Annotated in this window: 16 protein-coding genes; 8 read left to right on the forward strand and 8 right to left on the reverse strand. The window is 73.0% G+C overall.

What is annotated here, in order from left to right; all coding sequences use genetic code 11:
• Positions 1-75: 75 nt before the first annotated feature.
• The 4 genes from NNW99_RS24955 to NNW99_RS24970 form a co-directional block, all read right to left on the reverse strand.
• Entirely contained in the window at positions 76-1,422 is a 1,347-nt protein-coding gene (locus tag NNW99_RS24955; RefSeq protein ID WP_215124446.1) for an FtsX-like permease family protein, read from the reverse strand.
• Between the two features lie 50 nt (positions 1,423-1,472).
• Complete coding sequence (locus tag NNW99_RS24960; RefSeq protein ID WP_215121354.1) at positions 1,473-2,159, reverse strand: ABC transporter ATP-binding protein; 687 nt, start codon at positions 2,157-2,159, stop codon at positions 1,473-1,475.
• Positions 2,156-2,689, reverse strand: a complete 534-nt coding sequence (locus tag NNW99_RS24965) for a PadR family transcriptional regulator (protein WP_215121355.1) — start codon at positions 2,687-2,689, stop codon at positions 2,156-2,158. Before NNW99_RS24965 ends, NNW99_RS24960 begins: the two co-directional genes overlap by 4 nt.
• An 80-nt stretch (positions 2,690-2,769) precedes the next feature.
• Complete coding sequence (locus NNW99_RS24970) at positions 2,770-5,955, reverse strand: beta-N-acetylglucosaminidase domain-containing protein (protein ID WP_215121356.1); 3,186 nt, start codon at positions 5,953-5,955, stop codon at positions 2,770-2,772.
• A 257-nt stretch (positions 5,956-6,212) separates the two neighbouring features.
• Between NNW99_RS24970 and NNW99_RS24975 the strand changes: the two genes are divergently transcribed.
• From NNW99_RS24975 to NNW99_RS24985, 3 genes are all read left to right on the forward strand, one after another.
• Positions 6,213-6,482 carry a hypothetical protein gene (locus NNW99_RS24975; protein WP_215121357.1) on the forward strand — a complete coding sequence of 90 codons (270 nt, stop codon included), beginning with the start codon at positions 6,213-6,215 and terminating at the stop codon, positions 6,480-6,482.
• A gap of 8 nt (positions 6,483-6,490) precedes the next feature.
• Positions 6,491-8,587, forward strand: coding sequence for a 4-alpha-glucanotransferase (gene malQ, locus NNW99_RS24980; protein ID WP_215121358.1), 2,097 nt, complete (start codon positions 6,491-6,493; stop codon positions 8,585-8,587).
• A gap of 64 nt (positions 8,588-8,651) precedes the next feature.
• Positions 8,652-8,939 (forward strand): hypothetical protein, encoded by a 288-nt coding sequence (locus tag NNW99_RS24985; protein WP_215121359.1) that lies wholly within the window; start codon positions 8,652-8,654, stop codon positions 8,937-8,939.
• 26 nt (positions 8,940-8,965) lie between these two features.
• Here the strand turns inward: NNW99_RS24985 and NNW99_RS24990 are convergent, their stop codons facing one another.
• Positions 8,966-9,487 (reverse strand): MarR family winged helix-turn-helix transcriptional regulator, encoded by a 522-nt coding sequence (locus tag NNW99_RS24990; RefSeq protein WP_215121360.1) that lies wholly within the window; start codon positions 9,485-9,487, stop codon positions 8,966-8,968.
• A 106-nt stretch (positions 9,488-9,593) separates the two neighbouring features.
• Between NNW99_RS24990 and NNW99_RS24995 the strand changes: the two genes are divergently transcribed.
• The gene (locus tag NNW99_RS24995) at positions 9,594-10,532 is read left to right on the forward strand and encodes an EamA family transporter (protein ID WP_215121361.1); all 939 of its coding nucleotides are present in this window, start codon (positions 9,594-9,596) and stop codon (positions 10,530-10,532) included.
• Between the two features lie 13 nt (positions 10,533-10,545).
• Here NNW99_RS24995 and pepN read toward each other — a convergent pair whose 3' ends face one another.
• A complete protein-coding gene (gene pepN, locus NNW99_RS25000; protein WP_215121362.1) occupies positions 10,546-13,125 on the reverse strand; it encodes an aminopeptidase N in 2,580 nt (859 codons plus the stop codon).
• A 250-nt stretch (positions 13,126-13,375) separates the two neighbouring features.
• Here pepN and NNW99_RS25005 point away from each other — a divergent pair, with 250 nt between their 5' ends.
• Positions 13,376-13,897 carry a DUF1203 domain-containing protein gene (locus NNW99_RS25005; RefSeq protein ID WP_215121363.1) on the forward strand — a complete coding sequence of 174 codons (522 nt, stop codon included), beginning with the start codon at positions 13,376-13,378 and terminating at the stop codon, positions 13,895-13,897.
• Here the strand turns inward: NNW99_RS25005 and NNW99_RS25010 are convergent.
• A complete protein-coding gene (locus NNW99_RS25010) occupies positions 13,894-14,910 on the reverse strand; it encodes an aspartate-semialdehyde dehydrogenase (protein ID WP_215121364.1) in 1,017 nt (338 codons plus the stop codon). The two genes, NNW99_RS25005 and NNW99_RS25010, sit on opposite strands and share 4 nt — an antisense overlap.
• Before the next feature lie 372 nt (positions 14,911-15,282).
• Here NNW99_RS25010 and NNW99_RS25015 point away from each other — a divergent pair, with 372 nt between their 5' ends.
• Positions 15,283-15,834, forward strand: coding sequence for a sigma-70 family RNA polymerase sigma factor (locus NNW99_RS25015; RefSeq protein WP_215124447.1), 552 nt, complete (start codon positions 15,283-15,285; stop codon positions 15,832-15,834).
• Between the two features lies 1 nt (position 15,835).
• On the forward strand, positions 15,836-16,690 hold the full coding sequence (locus NNW99_RS25020; protein ID WP_251057925.1) for a hypothetical protein: 855 nt from the start codon (positions 15,836-15,838) through the stop codon (positions 16,688-16,690).
• Between the two features lie 62 nt (positions 16,691-16,752).
• Here the strand turns inward: NNW99_RS25020 and NNW99_RS25025 are convergent, their stop codons facing one another.
• Complete coding sequence (locus NNW99_RS25025) at positions 16,753-20,046, reverse strand: S8 family serine peptidase (RefSeq protein ID WP_215121365.1); 3,294 nt, start codon at positions 20,044-20,046, stop codon at positions 16,753-16,755.
• A 218-nt stretch (positions 20,047-20,264) separates the two neighbouring features.
• Between NNW99_RS25025 and NNW99_RS25030 the strand changes: the two genes are divergently transcribed.
• Positions 20,265-20,741, forward strand: coding sequence for an NUDIX hydrolase (locus tag NNW99_RS25030; protein WP_251057926.1), 477 nt, complete (start codon positions 20,265-20,267; stop codon positions 20,739-20,741).
• Positions 20,742-20,793 lie beyond the last annotated feature (52 nt).

Below are 20,793 nucleotides of genomic sequence, written 5' to 3' on the forward strand. Positions count from 1 at the left end.
GTGTTGCCGTGTGCGGCACCGGCCGGCCCGGGGAACCCCCCGTTCCCCCGGGCCGGCCTGTCATGAGGTGCGCCCCTACGCGTACCGCAGCTCCCCCGGGCGCACCGTGCGGCGCAGCAGGGGCAGTGAGGTCGCCGCGGCCAGCAGGCAGGCGGCGTAGACGGCGAGGGGCACCAGGGCGGTCGCCCAGGGCACCGGACGGTCCGAGAGCACGGCGTACCAGGTGCCGATGGCCAGGCCGCCGAGGCCCGCGAGCAGCACCGCGGGGGCCAGCGGCAGCGCGGTCTCCAGCAGCAGGGCCCGGCCCAGCACCGTGCGCGGCACTCCTGCGGCGGACTGTGCGGCGAGGCCCCGGCGGCGGGTGGCCAGGGACTCGGCGGTGCCGACGGCCAGTCCGGACAGGGTGATCGCGAAGGCCACCGCGATCGCGGCGCCGGTGAGATCGAGGCCGGTGGTGTAGTAGGTCACGGACTCGCCGAGGTCCTTCCTGCTGCGCACCACGTCCCCGAGCACCTGCCGGATGCCCATGAAGCCGGTCCCGACGACCGTCACCAGCAGCACCGCCGCGTGGGTGCGGGCCGCCGACCAGGGGTCGTCGCGCAGCCGCTCGGCGGCGATCAGCGTGGCCGCCGACCGGGCCCGGGCCGCGAGGAGCCGCCCGGTCGCCTTCGCGACCGCCCCGGAGAACCACACGGCGCCCGCGCCGACCGCGAGGACCGCGCCCGCCATCATCATCGGTGACCCGCCGCCCGGCCGGTTGGCGGCGGACGTGGCGGTGGTGGTCACGGCCAGCAGCGCCAGTGCCGCGACGAGCAGGATGCCGGCCAGGAAGAGCAGCCCCGGCCCCCGTCCCGAGCCCGGTCCGACCCGGCGCACCCAGCCGAGCGGCGAGGCCACCACCCGGCGCAGCGCCAGCGCGCCCGCCGCCGCGCCCAGCAGCGGTACGGCGACGGCGACCAGGGCGATCCCCGCCCAGGCCAGGGCGGTCGGCCGGTCCCACAGGCGCAGCAGGAGCAGCACCGAGAAGACGGTCGCGACAGTCGAGCCCAGCAGACAGGCGAGCCCGGTCTCCAGCGCGGCGATCCGCCGCACCTGCCAGGGCGTGGCCCCGGCCAGCCGCAGCCCGGCCAGCCGCCGGTCGCGGTGCACCGCCCCGATCCGGGCGCACTGCCCGAGGAACCCGAGCACCGGCACGAGCAGGAGCAGCAGACTGACGATCACACCGGAGCGGGTGCCGGGCTGGTCCAGCAGGCCGGCGGCGTAGCCCACGCGGTGTTGGCCCCGCAGTGACGCCAGGGCGACGGCGGTCAGGGCGAAGCCCGTCGCGAGCGCCGCGCCCGTCGCCGTCAGGGTGACCCGCCACCACTCGCCGCGGTCGGAGCCACGGGTGAGCTCCCAGGCGAGGCGCACATCGGCACGCAGGGAGTGAAAGGAGCGCAGGAAGCGCAAGGGGCGCGAAGAACGCGGGGAGTTCACGCCGTCACCCCCGCCGCCGCCAGGCTGCCGTCCCGGAGCTGCACTTCCCGGTCCGCGTACGCCGCCACCTGGTCGTCATGGGTGATCAGCAGGACCGCCGTGCCCGACTCGCGGGCCGCGTGCACCAGGGCCGTCATGACCTGCTCGCCCGCGAGGGAGTCCAGCGCGCCCGTCGGTTCGTCGGCGAAGACCACCTTCGGGCCGGTGACCAGGGCCCGGGCCAGTGCGGCCCGCTGGGCCTGGCCGCCGCTCAGCTCGCCCGGCCGCAGATCCTGCTGACCGCGCACGCCGAACCGCTCCAGCCACTCACCGGCCAGGTCCCGCGCGCGGGCGCGGTCGGTGCCGGCCAGCAGCAGCGGCAGGGCGGCGTTGTCCAGGACCGTCAGCTCGGGGATGAGCTGCCCGAACTGGAACACCACACCGAACTCGGTGCGGCGCAGCTCGCTCAGCCGTTTCTCGTCCAGGTCGTCGAGGCGCCGGCCGTCGTACGTCACCGAGCCCTCGTCCGGGCGGACGATCCCGGCGAGGCAGTGCAGCAGCGTCGACTTCCCGCTGCCGCTCGCGCCGGTCACGGCGAGGATCTCGCCGGGGCGCAGTTCGACCGACGCGCCGCGCAGGGCGGGTGTCCTGCCGTGCGCCTTGGCGAGGCCACGGGCCGTGAGGAGAGGCACGGGTCTGCTCATACTGCGTCGACCTCCGCGGTCAGGGTGGTGAGCCGGGCCGCCGTGGTGGTCATCCAGCGGAGGTCGGCGTCGAGGTGGGTGACGGCGTAGTCCGCCGAGAGCACGGTCGCCAGGTCGGCGCCCTTGGCGGCCTTGAGCGCCGTGAGTTCGCGCATCCGCTCCATGTGGGCGGCGCGCTGGGCGCTCAGATAGCCGGCCGGGTCGCCGCCGGAGAGGATCGCGACGACGACCTTGGCGAAGATCTCGTTCGCCACGAAGGGGGCGGGTGGTGCGATCTCACCGGCCCAGCGGGAGAGTTCGCGCGTCCCGTCCTCGGTCGCGCGGTACATCGTCCGCTCCGGGCCGCCGTCCGAGTCGGTGCCGTCGACCTCGGCGAGGCCGTCCCGGACGAGGCGCTGGAGGGTCGTGTAGACCTGCCCGTAGGCCAGCGGGCGCGCCTGTGGGAAGCGGTCGTCGTGGCGTCGCTTGAGGTCGTAGCCGTGGCTGGGACCCGAGGCGAGCAGGCCCAGCAGGATGTGGCGGGTGCTCATGAGGATCATTATGTACTGAGTACATGTACTGAGTGAATAGTGATCGCCGAAAAGATTGCGGGCCGCATGGGCGCGGCTGCTCACTCCGTGATGGCGTACGCCTCCGCCGACCACAGCGAATACCCGAACCGCGTGGCCCGCTTGTCGCCCTGCACCCGCAGGAACCGCACGTCCCGCTCGTCCATGCGGACGCTCTCCCGGCCGCCCCGGCTGTCCCGGACCGTCGCCGCCGTACGCCAGCGGCGGCCGTCCGCCGACACCTGGACGCGGTACGCCGAGGGGTGGGCGTCCTGCCAGCGCAGCACGACCTGGCCGATCCGCGCCGGGCGGGGCAGCTCGACCTGCCACCAGGCGCCGTCGTCGACGGGGGAGGACCAACGGGTGTCCGGGGCGCCGTCGTTCGCCGCCGACGCCGGGAAGTCGGGCGTCTCGTCGCCCGAGGAGCGGGCGGTGCCGGTGCGGGCCAGGTCGGGGCCGCCGGTCGGCGGGACGGCGCGGACGGTGAGGGTCCGGGTCGCTCCCGCGAAGCCCAGCCGGATGTCGTACGACCGCATCGGCGTGCCGCGCTCCACGGTCACCTCGACGGGGACCTCCGCCCGCGTGCCGCGCTCCACGGTCAGCTCGCCCTTCGGTACCCGGACCCGTACGCCCTCGGGCGCCTCGACGGTGAGCCTGCCCCGGGCGTCGGCGGGCCGCAACGAGCCCAGCCCGGCCGTCAGCCGCAGGCCCCGGCCGGTCTCGGCGTCCACCTCGTCCCGCTCCAACTCCAGGGAGGCGGCGGGGGAGTCCTCGAACCAGGGGACGAGGTGCCGCACCCGGGCCGCAGCGGGTCCGGCGACCCGCACGGCGTCCACGGGCGAGTCGACGCCCTGCGCCTCGCCCGCGCCCGGATCGCCCCGCCCGTCGGCGTCTTGGCCCTGAGCCCGCGCGTCGCCGGCGCCCGAATCAGCCGACGCCTCGCTTGAACCGGCCCGGCCGTCGGGGTCCCGGCTCTGTGCCCGCGCGTCGCCGGTGTCCGGACTGCTCCGCGCCTTGCCCGAACCGCCCCACCTGTCGGCGCCCTGGCTCTGAGCCCGCGCCCCGCCCGCACCCGAACCGGCCCGCCCGTCGGCCTCCTGGCCCTGAGCTTCCGCCGCACCCGAACCACCCCGCTCATCGCCGGAACCGTCACCCCCGTCAGCACCCTGGCCTCCCCGCACCCGCACCCGTACCTCCGTCGCCCCCGACCCCGACAGTCGGCCGATCGGCTGCCAGCCCTGGTCGGGGACGTGGGCCTCGACCGTGCCCTCCGTGCCGGGGTCGGTGAGGACCGTCACGGCCGTGAGGGGGCGGGGGCGGGGGAAGCGCAGGGTGCGGTCGTCGGAGGGGGCGCCGGGGTTGCGGGGCGGCTCGTGGTCGATGCCGGCCCAGGACGCGTACGCCTTCTGCGCCCGCCGCAGGAAGGGGTCCAGGACGTCCGTGCCGACCTCGGCCCGCGCCGACTCCAGCCCGGCCCGCAGGGCGCCCAGCTCGCGGTACGCCGTCCAGGCCGCCGCCCTGTCCCCGGCGCGCTGCGCGTCCAGCATGTCGAGCGCGGCCGTGCCCGCCCGGCCGTAGCGGGCCAGCTGCTCCGACCAGGGGGCGACCTCGGAGGCGAGGGCGGTGTCCGAGAGCCGCCGGGGCAGCTCGCGCAGCACGGTGAAGGCCTCGCGCAGCCGCCGCGCGGCGTCGCCGCCCGGCGCGGGGTCCCGCCAGTACGCCTCGGTCAGCGGGCGCAGATACGCCGACTCCTCGTCGTTCAGCACCGACGACGCGTCGTTCCCGGCGAGCGCGGAAAGGGCCTGCTCGCGGCGCCGGTCCCCGCCCGCGAGGTCGGCGATGGCGGCCCGCCAGGACTCCCCGGGGCTGTAGGAGCGCGGGTTCCAGGCGTAGTCGGCGGCGGTGAACAGCGGGATGCGGGACGCCTCCGGCTGCTGCATCGCGTTGGCGAGCAGGGCGGCCGAACCGGTCGCGACGGCGGGCTCACGGCCCTGGTAGGGGCCGAGGAAGATCCGGCCGGGGTCGTAGTCGTTGACCGGGTAGTTGTCCATCGTGACCAGCGGGTGCCCGAGCGCCTCGCGCGCGTCGGCCAGTTCGCCGCCCGTGATGGTGCGGGGCACCACCCCGACGCCCGTCCACGCCACCTCGACGCCCTCGTCCAGCTCGCTCGCCAGCGCCCGCCGGTAGTCGGTCGTGCCGTCCTCGTAGTACTCGGTGGGCATCAGCGACAGACCGGCGGCACCGGGGTGCCGTTCCGCCAGGTGCCGGGCCACCGCGTTCGCCACCCGGGACTGCGCCTCGGCCGCCGCCCGTGGGCCGGAGCCGAACCGGTCGGCGTCCGCCTCGCAGTGCCACTCGCTGTAGCTGACGTCCTGGAACTGGAGCTGGAAGGCCCGGAAGCCCAGCGCCCACATCGCGTCGATCTTGCGCGTCAGCGCCCGTACGTCATCGTCCGAGGCGAAGCACATCGCCTGCCCCGGGGCGACCGCCCAGCCGAGCCGCACATGGTTGGCGCGGGCCCGCTCGGCCAGCTCCCGGAACGCGGCCCGCTGCTTCGCCGGGTACGGCTCACGCCAGCGCGCCTGCCGGTAGAGATCGTCGCCCGGGGCGTACAGGTAACGGTTCTGCTTGGTGCGCCCCATGAAGCCGATCTGCGCCATCCGCTGCCGGTGCGTCCAGGCGGTGCCGTAGAAACCCTCGGTGATGCCGCGTACGGCGGTGCCCGGCCAGTCGCGTACGACGGCCGCCGCGATCGTGCCGTCGGGACGCAGCAGCTGCCGCAGTGTCTGTACGGCGTGGAACAGTCCGTCCTCGCCCGTCCCGGTGAGGGAGACGGCGCCCCGGCCGACGGTCAGCTCGTAGCCCCCGGAGGGGAGGGCGCGGCGGTCGTTGCGCCGGACGGGCTCCGTCCCCGCCCGTACGACCAGGGCGCCGGGCGCGGCGGAGTCCGTGACGCGGCGGGCACCGGCCTGCCGCAGCAGCGCGCGCAGGGCCTCGACGGCGTAGGGGTCCGCCGACGGGTCCGTGAGCAGCGCGACCTCGTCGGTGACCTCGACCGGGGCGCCGTTTCCGCGCAGCGACTGCGGGCGCGGCCAGACGGAGAGGCCGGCTCCGGCCATGTCGGGCGTCGGTGTCGCGGCCTTGCCGGGGGCGGGCGGAGCCGCCACCGCGGCGGGCGGGGCGCCGAGGCTTCCGGCGACGACGGCGACCGCGAGGGCGACTGCCCGCTTTCCACGCCGCAGTCCCACAGGCCCCCTCCAGATGTGCCCGACGGATGTCCGCCAGATGTGTCGACCGGGACGACGAGCCCACCACCCGCTCGGTGAAGGTGTCAACGAGAGTGGCCGTTGTGGCCGATTTGCCGGGATCTTGACAGAGTGGAGGGGAGTGGAATGTGAGCAGGAGCACGATGTTCGGGCTGGGACGTCTGTCATCGCCTCGACTGGGTAGGGCTGCGATAACCCGTCGAAAGTTGAACCCGACAAAGCTCGACTAGGAGGCCCCCGTGGCTGCGATGACTTTCCTCCCGCTCCCGGCCCCGTCCAAACCCGTGGCGGACACGTCCGCCGAACTCGACCCCCATTACGACGACCCGCGCTACGAAGACCCCCACTACTGCGTCTTCAGCTCCGAGAACACCTGCGCCGAGCCCCCGCTCACCAGCGAGCCCCCGCTCCCCGATGCCGAGCCCCTCACCAGCGAGCCGCCGCTCGCCGAATCCGCCCCGCTGACCAGCGAGCCCTCCGCCTTCATCCCGGACTTCTCAGGCATCTAGGGGCCTCTATGACCGCAGCGCGGCCGGCCGAACCACCTTCCGAGGACCTGTCCCGCCTCGCCGTACTGCACGGCGTCGCCACCTCGTACAGCCCGTCCCCGGACCGTACGGTCGCCGCCTCGGCCACCGCGGTCACCCTGACCCTGGCCGCTCTCGGCGTGGACGCGAGCACGCCCGGCGCCGTCCGCGCCGCGCTCGCCACCCGGGAGCGGGACCAGGCCGCACGACTGCTGCCGCCCACGGTGGTCGGCTGGGGCGCGAGCCTCCCGGCCGCCCTGGCCGCCCTCCCCGAGGGCACCCGGCTGCGCGTCGACACCGAGCAGGGCGAGAGGCGCGCCTCGGCCGAGCGGCTCCCGCCCGGTGTCCACCGGCTGACCGCCACGGCCCCCGACGGCCGCACCGCGGACGCCCATCTGATCATCGCCCCGGACCGGCTGCCCACGCCGCCGGGGCGCTCGTACGGACTGCTGGTCCAGCTCTACTCCCTCCTGTCCCGCCGCTCCTGGGGCATGGGCGACCTCGGCGACCTCGCCGAACTGGCCGGCTGGGCCGGGCGGTCGCTCGGCGCCGGGTTCGTCCAGGTCAACCCGCTGCACGCGGCCGTGCCCGGCGCCCCCACCGACCCCTCCCCGTACCGCCCCTCCTCGCGTCGCTTCCCCGACCCCGTGCACCTGCGGATCGAGGACATCCCCGAGGCCGCGTACGTCGAGGACCCTCAGCGGCTGCGCGCCCTGCTGGAGAGATCCGCCCGGCTGCGCGAAGCGGTGCTGGAGAAGGGCGCGTTGATCGACCGGGACGCCGTGTGGGAGCTCAAGCGGGAGGCGCTCGGGCTGGTGTGCGAGGTGCCGCTCGGCCCCGGCAGGCGCGCCGCCTACGGCGATTTCCTCGCCGCGCAGGGCCGGGCCCTGGAGGACCACGCCACCTGGTGCGCGCTCGCCGAGGTGCACGGCCCGGATTGGCACCGCTGGCCGACCGGCCTGCGCGACCCCCGCTCGGCCGACACCGACCGAGCCCGGGTCGGCCTCATGGACCGGGTGGAGTTCTGGTCCCGGCTCGCCTGGCTCACCGACACCCAGCTCACCGCGGCGCAGCGGGCCGGACGTGAGGCCGGGATGCCGGTCGGGATCGTGCACGACCTCGCGGTCGGCGTCCATCCCGTCGGCGCCGACGCCTGGGCCCAGCAGGACCACTTCGCCGCCGGCATGTCGGTGGGCGCGCCCCCGGACGCCTTCAACGCGCGCGGCCAGGACTGGGGCCTGCCGCCCTGGCGCCCCGACCGCCTCGCCGACTCGGGCTACGCCCCCTTCCGCGAGCTGCTCCGCGCCCTGTTCCGCTACGCCGGAGCCCTGCGCATCGACCACGTCATGGGCCTGTTCCGCCTCTGGTGGGTCCCCCAGGGCCACCCGCCCACCGAGGGCACCTACGTCCGCTACGACGCCGAGGCCATGCTCGCCGTCCTCGTCCTGGAGGCCTCCCGGGCAGGGGCGCCGGTGATCGGCGAGGACCTGGGCACCGTGGAACCCGGCGTCCGCGAGGCGCTGCGCGAGCGCGGGGTGCTCGGCACGTCCGTGCTGTGGTTCGAACGCGACTGGGACGGCGACGGCCGTCCCCTGCCCCCCGAGTCCTGGCGCGCCGACTGCCTGGCCACCGCCACCACCCACGATCTGCCCTCCACGGCCGCCCGCCTCACCGGCGAGCACGTCGAACTCCGCGACAGCCTCGGCCTGCTGGCCCGCCCGCTGGAGGAGGAGCGCGCCGAGGCCGCCGCCGACACCGGCGAATGGCTGTCCCTGCTCTCCCGCCTAGGCCTGCTGCGGGGCACCGGCGGCGGCGCCGACGCCTCCTCGGAGGAGGCCGAGATCCAGGCCCTCCACCGCTTCCTGCTGCGCACCCCGGCCCGCATGGTCGGCGTCTGGCTCCCGGACGGGGTCGGCGACCGCCGCCCGCAGAACCTCCCGGGCACCTGGGACCAGTACCCGAACTGGAGGCTGCCGATCGCGGACGCCGAGGGCCGCCCCGTGACACTGGAGGAACTGGCGGCGTCGCCCCGGCTGCACGCCCTCGTCGAGGTGTTGCGGGAAGCTCCCGGCCCGTCCGGCGGCTGAGGGCGGCGACCCTTACGGCACCCCGGGCGCGCGGCCCCGAGGGGCGTTGGATACTTTTGACACCGTGGACAAGAAGAACGCCCTGCGCGCCGGCGCCCTGGCAGCCGGTACGACGCTCATGATGCTGCTCATGTCGTCCCCCGCCTCCGCTGTCAGCCGCGACGACGGTGACGACCCCGGCCCGGGCCTGAGCGTCATCGAGACGCTGGGCCTCTTCGTCGTGGCCCCCATCGTGCTGTACCTGGTCATCCACGCTCTGGTGGTGATCGGCGACAAGTCGCACAAGCAGAAGGACACGACCAGCTCCAACATCGGCACCAAGGCCCAGGCCAAGGCCGACGCCAAGGCCTGATCAGGGGCATCGTGGAGGGGCGGTCCTCACCGCCCGGCCGGCCCCTCCGTCCCCGCCAGCAGTTCCCTCAGCAGGCCGGCCAGTTGGCCGGCCTGTTTCTCGTCGAGGCCGGACAGAGCCTCCGTCTGGACCGTCAGTCCCGCGACGGCCGCCTCGTCGACGAGGCGCAGCCCCTCCTCGGTGAGCGTCACCTGAAGGCCCCGCCGGTCGTGCGGATCGGGCGAGCGGCGCAGGAACCCGGCCCGCTCCAGCTTGTCCAGGCGGCCGGTCATCCCGCCCGTGGTGAGCATCAGCGTCTCCGACAGCCGGCGCGGTGAGAGCGTGTACGGCTCGCCGGAGCGGCGCAGCGTCGCCAGCACGTCGAACTCGCCGCGCGAGAGCCCGAACCGGCCGTAGGTGTCCTCCAAGCGGTCCGCCATCGCGCGGGCGAGCCGGGAGACCCGGCCGAAGACCTCCATCGCCCGGGTGTCGAGCTCGGGCCGGACCGCCCCCCACTGGCCGATGATCGCGTCGACGGGGTCCCTGCGCTGCTCGGGGCGTTCGTTCATGGCACGAGTATCGGCCGCCGCTCGGTCACCCGCAAGAAAGTAGCTTGACGGAAAGTAGCTTAGGACTAAGCTACTTTCTACCGACCTACTTCGAAGGGTGCCACTCATGGCCTCCTCCCGTCCCGCGCTCATCGCCCTCACCGCACTCGCGTCCGTCTCCTGGGGCACGACCTACGCGGTCACCACCGAGTTCCTCCCGGCCGACCGCCCCCTGTTCACCGGGCTGATGCGCGCCCTGCCTGCCGGACTGCTGCTGCTCGCCCTCGCCCGGGTGCTGCCGCGCGGTGCCTGGTGGTGGAAGGCGGCGGTGCTCGGCGCGCTCAACATCGGCGCCTTCTTCCCGCTGCTGTTCCTCTCGGCGTACCGGCTGCCCGGCGGCATGGCGGCGGTCGTCGGCTCGGCCGGGCCGCTCTTCGTGGCCGGCCTCGCGGCGCTGCTGCTCGGGCAGCGGCCGACCCCGCGCACGCTGCTGACCGGGGCCGTGGCCGCCTTCGGCGTCAGCCTCGTCGTGCTGCGCGCGGCCGGGGCACTGGACGCGCTGGGCCTGCTCGCGGCCCTCGCCGCCACCGTCTCCATGTCCGCCGGAACGGTCCTCACCCAACGCTGGGGCCGCCCCGAAGGCGTCGGCCCGCTCGCCCTCACCGCCTGGCAACTGACCGCGGGCGGCCTCCTCATCGCCCCCCTCGCCTTCCTGGCCGAGGGCCCGCCCCCGGCACTGGACGCCCGCGCGGCCGGCGGCTACCTCTACCTCGCCGTCGCCAACACGGCACTCGCCTACTGGCTCTGGTTCCGCGGCATCGGCCGCCTCACCGCCACCCAGGTCACCTTCCTCGGCCCGCTCTCCCCACTGACCGCGGCGGTTGTCGGCTGGGCGGCCCTCGGCCAGACGCTGACGCCGGTGCAACTGGTGGGCATGGGGCTGGCGTTCGGCGCGACGGTGGCGGGGCAGATCGGGGCCCGGAGCAGGACGGCCCCGCGAACGTTCAGCTTCGCCGCGAAGAGCGGACGCGAAAGGGACGCCCGGCAGACCGCCGGGCGCCCCTGAGCCGAACCGCCGGCTAGCGGCCGGCCGCCGCGTCCGCCTGCTGGGCCCGCAGGGCGCGCTCCACGCCCGCGCGGGACTCCGAGACCAGGCGCTTGAGGGCCGCGTTCGGGCCCGCGGCGGTCAGCCAGGAGTCGGTCTTGTCCAGGGTCTCCTGGGAGACCTGGACGGTCGGGTAGAGGCCGACGGCGATCTGCTGGGCCATCTCGTGGGAGCGGGACTCCCAGATGTCCTTGACCACCTCGAAGTACCGGTCGGCGTAGGGGGCGAGCACCTCACGCTGGTCGGTCTGGACGAAACCGGCGATGACCGCTTCCTGCACGGCGTTCGGCAGCTTGTCGGAGTCGACGACCGACGCCCACGCCTCCGCCTTGGCCTCCTCGGTCGGGCGGGACGCCCGGGCGGTGGCGGCGTGCCGCTCACCGGCGGCCGTACGGTCACGGTCGTACTCGTTCGCGATCTCCGCCTCGTCGAACCGGCCGACCGCCGCGAGCCGCTGCACGAACGACCACCGCAGCTCCGTGTCGACGACCAGGCCCTCGACGGTCTGCGAGCCGTCCAGCAGCGCGTCCAGCACGTCCAGCTGCTCCGGCGTGCGGGCCGTCGCGGCGAACGCGCGCGCCCACGCGAGCTGGTGGTCGCTGCCCGGCGCCGCCGCCCGCAGATGGGCCAGCGTCGCGTCGGTCCAGCGGGCCAGCAGCGCCTCGCGGGCGGCCGGGTCGGCGTACAGGTCGATGGCCAGCTTGACCTGGCGGTGCAGCGACTGCACCACGCCGATGTCGGACTCCTTGCCGATGCCGGACAGCACCAGGGAGAGGTAGTCGCGGGCCGCGAGCTCGGCGTCGCGGGTCATGTCCCAGGCCGACGCCCAGCACAGGGCACGCGGCAGCGAGGACTGGAAGTCGCCGAGGTGCTCCGTGACGACCGCGAGGGACTGCTCGTCCAGGCGGACCTTCGCGTACGACAGGTCGTCGTCGTTGAGCAGGATCACGGCCGGACGGCGCTTGCCCACCAGCTGCGGTACGGCCGTCAGCTCGCCGTCCACGTCCAGCTCGACGCGCTCCTCGCGGACCAGCTTGCCGCTGGCGTCGTCCAGCTCGTAGAGGCCGACGGCGATCCGGTGCGGCCGCAGCGTCGGCTCGCCCTTCGCGCCGGCGGGCAGGGCCGGGGCCTCCTGGCGGATGGCGAAGGACGTCACGACGCCCTCGGCGTCCGTCTCGATCTCCGGGCGCAGGACATTGATGCCGGCCGTCTCCAGCCACGCCTTCGACCAGGACTTCAGATCACGCCCCGAGGTCTCCTCCAGGGCGCCCAGCAGGTCGGACAGACGCGTGTTGCCGAACGCGTGCGCCTTGAAGTACGCCTGCACGCCCCGGAAGAACTCGTCCTCACCGACGTACGCGACGAGCTGCTTCAGAACGGAAGCCCCCTTCGCGTAGGTGATGCCGTCGAAGTTGACGAGCACGTCGTCCAGGTCGTTGATCTCCGCCATGATCGGGTGCGTCGACGGCAGCTGGTCCTGGCGGTACGCCCACGTCTTCATGGAGTTGGCGAAGGTGGTCCACGAGTGCGGCCAGCGCGACTCGGGATGGGCCGCCTGGCAGGCGACCGACGTGTACGTGGCGAACGACTCGTTCAGCCACAGGTCGTTCCACCACTCCATCGTCACGAGGTCGCCGAACCACATGTGGGCCAGCTCGTGCAGGATGGTCTCCGCGCGCACCTCGTACGCCGCGTCCGTCACCTTCGACCGGAACACGTACTGGTCGCGGATGGTCACCGCGCCCGCGTTCTCCATCGCGCCCGCGTTGAACTCCGGCACGAAGAGCTGGTCGTACTTCTCGAACGGGTACGCGTAGTCGAACTTCTCCTGGAACCACTCGAAGCCCTGCCGGGTCACCTCGAAGATGGCGTCCGAGTCGAGGTACTCGGCGAGCGAGGGACGGCAGTAGATACCGAGTGGGACGGACTGGCCGTCCTTCTCGTACACGCTGTGCACGGAGTGGTACGGGCCGACGATCAGCGCCGTGATGTACGACGAGATGCGCGGGGTCGGCTCGAACGTCCAGACGTTGTCCTGGGGCTCCGGAGTGGGGGAGTTGGAGATGACCGTCCAGCCCTCCGGCGCCCGCACGGTGAACTGGAAGGTCGCCTTGAGGTCCGGCTGCTCGAAGCTCGCGAACACCCGGCGGGCGTCCGGAACCTCGAACTGGGTGTAGAGGTAGGCCTGGTCGTCGACCGGGTCGACGAACCGGTGCAGGCCCTCACCGGTGTTGGTGTACGCGCAGTCGGCGACCACCCGCAGGATGTTGCGGCCCTGAAGCAGCCCGGGCAGGGCGATCCGGGAGTCCGCGAAGACCTCGGCGGGGTCGAGGGAGTCCCCGTTCAGAGTCACCTCGTGCACGGCCGGGGCGACGAGGTCGATGAACGACCCGGCACCGTTCTCGGCGGTCACATCGAAGCGCACCGTGGTCACGGACCGGTAGGTGCCGCCCTCCTGCGCGCCGGAGAGATCGAGTTCGATCTCGTACGAGTCAACGGCGAGCAGCTGCGCCCGCTGCTGCGCCTCTTCGCGGGTCAGGTTTGTGCCAGGCACGCGGTCATCTCCTCGTTATGGGTGGGTTGCGCCATCTTTCCACGGCAGCTTCGCATCGGGCGACGACCTGGGCGTCTCCTAGGGATACCCCTCGGGATGCTCCTCGGGCGGCGAGGGTGTGGGCGAACTCCCGTACCGCCGCCGTCTCCCCGTCCCGGTGCCGCACCAAACCGGCGGCCGTACCGGCGAGGGGAGGGCGACGTCCGGAATCCGCCGGTACGGCGGGCCCGCGCGAGCGAGCCTGATGAGCATGACGACGACGAACCACAGCGCAGCACTGCCCATCACCCCGCGCGCCCTCAAGGACCTCCGCACGACGGACGACGCGGGCCGCCCCACCACCCCGTTCACCGACACCGAGGGCGGAGCACCGCTCCGCTGCTGCCTGCGCCGCGCCGCACCGGGCGAACGCATCGCCCTGGTCTCCTACGCCCCGCTGCGCCGCTGGGCGTCCGAGCGGCACGTCGACCCCGGCGCCTACGACGAACAGGGCCCGGTCTTCATCCACGCCGAGGAGTGCGGGGGGCCGGACACCGACGCCCTGCCCTTCGCCGACAGCCACCGCACGGTCCGCCGCTACTCCGCCGAGGGCCGGATCCTGGGCGGCCGGCTGGTCACCGGGCCCGCCGCTGTCGAGCAGGCCCTCACGGAAGCGCTCGACGACCCGGCCGTGGAACTCGTCCACGTCCGGGCCGTCGAGTACGGGTGCTTCCTCTACGAGGTGCGCAGGGAGGGTGCGATGCGCGGGGATCAGGAGGTGTGCGGGGACTAGCCCTTCAGCTCCGCCGCCACCAGCTCCGCGATCTGGATCGCGTTCAGGGCCGCGCCCTTGCGGAGGTTGTCGTTGGAGAGGAACAGGGCCAGGCCGTTGTCCACCGTCTCGTCACGGCGGATGCGGCCGACGTAGGACGGGTCCTGGCCGGCGGCCTGGAGGGGGGTCGGGATGTCGGTGACGACGACGCCCGGGGCGTCCGCCAGCAGCTCCGTCGCCCGCTCGGGGGAGATCGGCCGGGCGAAGCGGGCGTTGACCTGGAGGGAGTGGCCCGAGAAGACCGGGACGCGCACGCAGGTGCCGGAGACCTTCAGCTCGGGGATCTCCAGGATCTTGCGGGACTCGTTGCGGAGCTTCTGCTCCTCGTCGGTCTCGTTCAGACCGTCGTCGACGATGTTGCCCGCGAGGGGCAGCACGTTGAAGGCGATGGGCCGCTTGTAGACGCCCGGCTCGGGGAAGTCGACCGCCGCGCCGTCATGGGTGAGCTGGTCGGCGTCGGCGACGACCTTCTGCGTCTGGCCGTGCAGCTCGGCCACGCCCGCGAGACCGGAGCCGGAGACCGCCTGGTACGTGGCGACGACCAGGGCCTCCAGGCCCGCCTCGTCGTGCAGCGGACGCAGGACCGGCATGGCGGCCATCGTCGTGCAGTTCGGGTTGGCGATGATGCCCTTGGGGCGGTCCTTGATCGCGTGCGGGTTCACCTCGGAGACGACCAGGGGCACCTCGGGGTGCTTGCGCCACGCGGAGGAGTTGTCGATCACGACGGGGCCCTGGGAGGCGACCTTCTCGGCCAGCGCCTTGGAGGTGGCACCGCCCGCGGAGAACAGCACGATGTCGAGGCCGGTGTAGTCGGCGGTCGACGCGTCCTCCACCGTCACGCCGTCCAGCTCCGAGCCCGCCGAGCGGGCCGAGGCGAACAGGCGCAGCTCGGTGACCGGGAAGTTCCGCTCCTTGAGGATCCTGCGCATGACCGTGCCGACCTGTCCGGTGGCTCCGACGATTCCGACCCTCACGGTGACTCCCTCTCCTGCGTCTCTTCACATGCTCGTTGCTTGGCCGAGGCTTTTCCATCATGCGGCCGACCACGGCCCATCTGTCCACTTCTTTCCCCGCGCCGTCCGGTGAGTGGGACGAGGTGTCCCGCTCCTCGGTTGCGGACCTGCGGTGTCAACCGCTCTGAGCTGGAGAAATTCGTTCGACAGGGGTCGTGCGCCGCAAGCTCACCTGCCCCTCCCTCACTCCGCCACACGGGAGTGTGACGTATACCTCTGTCGTCACCTCTGTCGTCACCTCTGCCGTCCTGCCGGAAATTCCCCGGAGGACGACCGAACGTTCCGGGCCGGACCGGCGTCGTAGGAGAAACACGGCGAGGGGGGTGGCTTGTGCTGCTGCGTGGAAGGGCCCGGCGCGTCCGGGGGACGCACGCCGGCGACGATCCGCAGAGCGAGGCTGATCCGCTGGACGCGGCGCAGGAACGCCGGGTGCGGGCGGTGCTCGCGCTGGGCGGGGTGCCGCAGGCGGACCTGCCGGACGGGGTGCAGCAGGTCCGGCTGCGGCTGCTGGAGCGGGCCGCGAGCGGGCGGGAGGCGCCGCGGGACGTCTCGGCGTGGGCGGCGGTCGTCGCCTCCAACCTGGCCATGGACTGGCACCGGGCCAAGCGCCGCCAGGAGCGGCTCGGGGAGCGGCTGGCCGCCCTGCGCCAGCCGACGGCCCACCCCTCCGGCGAGGACACCAGCGTGCTGTCCGCCGCCGTCGCCCAGGGCCTGGACGAGCTGCCCGACGCCCAGCGCCAGGTCGTCGTCCTGCGCTTCTACGCCGATCTGCCGGTGCGGTCCATCGCCGAGCAGCTCGGCGTCCCGGAGGGCACGGTCAAGAGCAGGCTGCACACGGCGGTACGGGCTCTGCGCGCCCGCCTGCACGAGGACGAGGTGGTGTGACATGACCGCCCGGAACGAGAACAACGAGAACGACTCCGTCCGGCGTGACGGCAGTGACGGTTGTGGCGGCAGTGACGGCTGTGGCGGCGGCGAGTACGACGGCATGGACGCCCTGATGGCGGCGATCCTCGGTGACCCGGTGCCGGAGGGCGCCCGCCGGGACGCCGACTACCTGGCGGCCCACAGCGCGGCTGTCACCGACGTCGCGCTCCTGCGGGAGCGGCTCACGCTGCTGGGGGACACCCTGGCAGGGCCGACAGCAGGTCCACGGGCTGCCGCGAACGGCGCCGGGCCGCGGGCGCCCGTCGACACGGTGGTGAGGGAGTTGCCCGTGAGGTCGCGGCGGAACCGTCCCCGGCCCCTCTCCCTGGCCCTGCGCGGTCTCGCCGCCGCCGCGGCCGCCACCGTCGTCGTGGGCATGGGGTGGCTTGTCGTACAGGGCGGTGGCGGTGGCGGGGACGACTCGGGGGGCAACTCCTCGGCCGCCGACTCCGCGGCGAAGCCGCAGCAGGGCAGCGAGGACGCCAAGCTCAGTCACGCCGGCTATCTCGCCTGCGCCCGGCTCGTCGTCGAGGGCACCGTCGCCGAGGTCGAACCCGTCCCCGGCACCGGACAGGACCGCGTCACCCTCGACGTGGAGCGCTTCTACAAGCCTGCCAAGGGGCAGAAGCGGGTCGTGTTCCCGATGAGCGAGGACATCGACCCCCGGCTGCGGCCGGGCGACCACGTCCTCATCGGGATCACGGGCGGGCAGGCCGAACCGGACCACTGGAGCGTCGGAGAGAAGGAGATCGCCCACGACCGGGCCTGGATCACCGCCGCCCTGCCCGATTCGCGCACGACCACCTGCCCATAGAGGCACATGAAGAAGGGCGGGCGCCCATCCGGACGCCCGCCCACAGAGACTGTCGGCCGGAGTTACGGCACGACCTTCTCGATCTTCACGCTGCCCAGGCCCGCGACCGTGCCGCGCGCGTTGACCAGCTGGACCTGACCGAAGAACTCACGCCCCTCGGGAGCGGCCGCCGCGGCGGTGACGCTGCCCGAGACCGTGGCCGACGCGCCCGTGCCCAGCTTCACCGGCACCGAGCCGTCGACACCGACGGTGCCGAGGGACGCGGAGAAGAACACGTCCTGGTAGTCGTAGGCGGTGGTGCCGGCCGGCACCGAGTAGCCGACGACCTCGACGGTGTACTTACCGGCGGCCGGGGAGGGGACGGAGACCGACTCCTCCGAGTCGCCGTCGGCGGAGCTGCCGACCTGCGTACCGGCGGCGTTGTAGACCGCGAGGTCCAGGTCAGCGGCCGTGTCCGAGACACCGCCGATGGCGACGTCCAGGGACTTCGCGCCCGCGGGCACCTCGACCGTGGTGGTCTGCGTCTCGCCCTGCTTGATCGACGGACGGGTCGTCTTCGCCGAGCCGAGCGGGCCGCCCACCAGCTTGCCGTCGAGCGCGGCGAAGCCGTTCGTCACCTTCCAGGAGGCGGTGGCCGGGGTGCCGACCTTCGCCTCGGGCACGGTCACGGTCTCCGGGTCGAAGGCCGCGCCGAGCACGGCGACATCCAGCTTGTACGGGTTGTCCAGCAGCGGCGACGTACGGCGCGACTCGACCTCGATCTCCCACACGCCCGGCTGCGGGTTCGCGTACGAACGCAGGTCGGGGCGGCAGGTGTTGGCCGGGTTGGTGTAGTTCGGGTAGCAGTTGATCGTCGACGTCGGGTCGGACGGGACGCCGTAGGGGTGGATGGAGATGAACCGGGTCTGGCTCTTGTCCTTCAGCCCGCTCATCGCGACCTCGAGCGTCTTCGCGCCCTCGGGCACGGTGACGTAGTAGTGCTGCGAGCTGTTGCGCTGCACCGAACCGGAGGCGGAGAAGGTGTACTTCAGCGGCTCGGCGGCGACGACCGTGTGCAGGACCTGCCGGTCGATGCCCTCGGTCTTCGGGTCGTCGACCTCGAGGATCGCGCTCTTGATACCGGCGGACTTCGGCGCGGCCTGGACCTTGACGGTCACCGGCTGGTTCAGCGGCAGCTTCACCTCGTCGGAGCCGACGACGCGGAACGTGCCGCCCGCGTTGTTCTCGAAGTGCAGCTCGTGCCGGATCGCCTTGTCGGCGCCGGACGTACGCGTGACGGTGACCTCGTAGGTCTTCTTCTGACCGGCCTTCAGGCCGCCCTCACGGTCGTAGAGGCCCGTGCCGAAGCCCGGGGTCTTCAGGAACTGGTCGATCGCGGTGTCGACCGGCGCCTTCACCGTGTAGGCGTGCGAGGTGGCGTCGTCGCGGATCGAGTCCCAGGCGTCCTCGATGTTCATGAGGCCCGCGCCCTCCTCGTACGCCTGCACACCCTTGATGTGGTCGGCGGTCGAGGTGAGGGCCGTGCGCAGGGTCGCCGGCGTGAGGTCGATCTTCTTCTGCTTCGCGGCGGACAGCAGCAGCGCGGCGGCACCGGCGGCCTGCGGGGAGGCCATCGAGGTGCCCTGGAGCATGCCGTAGCCGGCCGGCAGGGTGTAGCCCGCCTCGGCGACCGGGGCGCCCGGCATCCAGGTCTGGATGGTGTTGATCGCGGCACCCGGGGCGACCAGGGTCGGGGTGAAGCCGCCGTCCTCACGCGGGCCGCGCGAGGAGAACGGCATCAGCGCGTATTTCTTCTCCACGACCGAGCCGTAGTTGGCGGCCCAGGTCTCCTTGGAGACGGACGCGCCCACCGAGATGACCTTCTCGGCCAGGGCCGGGTCACCGATGGTGTTGGTGCCGGGGCCGGAGTTGCCCGCGGAGATCACCAGCTGGACGCCGTACTCGTCGATCAGGCGCGTGTACAGCTCGGCGCGCGCGTTGTTGCCGTCGTTCAGCGCCGGCAGACCGCCGATGGACATGTTGACGATGTCGACGCCGCGCTTGGTGACGAGGTCGATCATGCCCTCGGTGAGCGCGACGTTGGTGCAGCCGCCCGACCAGGTGCAGGCGCGCGAGGAGACCAGCTTGGCGCCCGGAGCGGCGCCGTCCATCTTGCCGCCGAACAGGCCGTTCGCGGCGGTGATGCCGGCGACGTGCGTGCCGTGCTCGGACTCGATGACGCCGATGTTGACGAAGTCGGCCTTCGCGCCGGACGCGGTGACGACGTCCTTGCGGATCTCGACGACGAACGGCTGCCGCTCGGCGATGTCGGTCTTCGGGTCGTCGGTGCCGAAGTAGCCGACCTGGAAGCCGTCCTTGTACGGCTTCATCGCGGTGTCGTCACCGAAGTCGTTGTTGTTGTTCAGGTCGACGCGGACCGTGCCGGACGCGGCGTCGTACAGCATGCCCCAGGCGTCGGTGGTGTCGCCGTCCCGGTTGGCGTCGCCCGCCGCGTCGCCGCCGGTGGTGTACGACTCCAGGAAGGTGCTGACCTTGTAGGAGCCCGCCGGGGCCGTCCAGGTCTTCCCGCCGTAGGTGAAGCTGGGCCCGGAGACGGAGGCGGTCATCGGGCGCCAGGTGCGGTCGCCGTCGACGACCGGGTCGGTCGCGGTGACCCAGTCGACGATCTTCCGCTCGCCGGTGGTGGTCTTCTGCAGCGCCGGGTGGCCGAGGTCCACACCGGAGTCCAGGATGCCGATGGTGATGCCGCGGCCGTCGGCCTTCGGGTGGTCCTCGACGAAGTCGACCGCGCCCGTCTCGAAGGACGGGTTGTACGGGTTCTCCGCCGGGGTCTTCTTCCCGGGGGCCGGGTAGGTGCCCTTCGCGGCCTTGGCGCCCTTGGCGGCGTCCGCGCTCGGCGTCGGGTCGTCCAGCGGGATCTCCTCGCGCAGGTCGATGCCGTGCACGGAGGAGAGCTTGGCGGCGGCGGCGATGGCCGAGTCCGCCCGGGAGGTCGGGACGGTGGCGCGGACGTAGCCCAGCTTGTCGTCGGCCCGGCCCACCGTGCCGCCCTTGACCGCGTCCAGCTGCCCGGCGACCTGCTCGGTCTTGCCCGGCGCGGTGGCGATCATCATCGTGACGGTCTTGTCGCCGTCGGCCTTGGCCTCCGCGAGGAGGTCCGCGTCGTCCGAACCGAGCTTGTCGGGCGCGGACTTGACGTCCGGGTCGGCGGGGGCGGAGGCGCCCGGGCCGTCGGCGGCGAAGGCCAGGGGGATCGGCCCGGCCGCGGAGAGCGCGGCGACGAGACCGGCGGCCACGGCTATCCGGGCCACACGTCTCGGGCCCGATATCGGGTCTCGCTGGGGGGTGAGGGTCATCGGCATCCCTTGTTGGTAAAGGAACGAGCGGGAACGACCAGGACCGATCGACCCTGGTCGCAACGGTCCGAACGCGAGCCCGGACGATCGCACAGCTTTGCGTAAGGGCACGCTCTTTGGGGACTGTTGACCGAAACGAGATGGATGTATGGGGAAAACCCGCGATGCGTTTTGCGGGCATCAGTCCTGAAGGCGGCGAAATCGGTTAACGTCCCTGGGTGCGAGAGAAGTTGAGGGTGGCGGCCTACGCCGTATGCGTCCGTGACGGACAGATCCTGCTCGCCCGCTCACCCGCCCAGGACGGCACCCCCGAGTGGGTCATGCCGGGCGGCGGCATGGAGCACGGCGAGGATCCCTACGACACCGTGCGACGGGAGGTGGAGGAGGAGACCGGGTACCGGATAGAAGTGACCGGACTGCTCGGCGTGGACTCCTCCCACCGCGTCTTCCGCGACGGCTTCGGACGCTCCGTGGACCATCACGGCGTCCGGTTCGTCTACGAGGGCCGCATCACCGGCGGCGAACTGCGCAACGAGGTGGGCGGCTCCACCGACCTCGCCGCCTGGCAGGACCTCGACGCCGTGCCAGGCCTGGTCCGCATCGGGCTGGTCGACACGGCGCTGAGGCTGTGGCGGGAGCGCCCGGCCGGCGGGCGGCTCAACGGGGTCCCGGTGCAGGGAATGGGTCCGGAATAGTTGCAGTACCCCGGAAGATGAACGCCGAGTGACCGACTCCGGGCCGTTCCCG

Source organism: Streptomyces sp. CRCS-T-1 (assembly GCF_024442335.1).
Taxonomy (GTDB): domain Bacteria; phylum Actinomycetota; class Actinomycetes; order Streptomycetales; family Streptomycetaceae; genus Streptomyces; species Streptomyces koelreuteriae.

Coding starts and splice junctions, on each gene's coding strand:
- NNW99_RS24960 (WP_215121354.1), bottom strand. CDS start 2,159: ATGAGCAGACCCGTGCCTCTCCTCACGGCCCGTGGCCTCGCCAAGGCG.
- NNW99_RS24965 (WP_215121355.1), bottom strand. CDS start 2,689: ATGAGCACCCGCCACATCCTGCTGGGCCTGCTCGCCTCGGGTCCCAGC.
- malQ (WP_215121358.1), top strand. CDS start 6,491: ATGACCGCAGCGCGGCCGGCCGAACCACCTTCCGAGGACCTGTCCCGC.
- NNW99_RS24990 (WP_215121360.1), bottom strand. CDS start 9,487: ATGAACGAACGCCCCGAGCAGCGCAGGGACCCCGTCGACGCGATCATC.
- NNW99_RS24995 (WP_215121361.1), top strand. CDS start 9,594: ATGGCCTCCTCCCGTCCCGCGCTCATCGCCCTCACCGCACTCGCGTCC.
- NNW99_RS25005 (WP_215121363.1), top strand. CDS start 13,376: ATGACGACGACGAACCACAGCGCAGCACTGCCCATCACCCCGCGCGCC.
- NNW99_RS25020 (WP_251057925.1), top strand. CDS start 15,836: ATGACCGCCCGGAACGAGAACAACGAGAACGACTCCGTCCGGCGTGAC.
- NNW99_RS25025 (WP_215121365.1), bottom strand. CDS start 20,046: ATGACCCTCACCCCCCAGCGAGACCCGATATCGGGCCCGAGACGTGTG.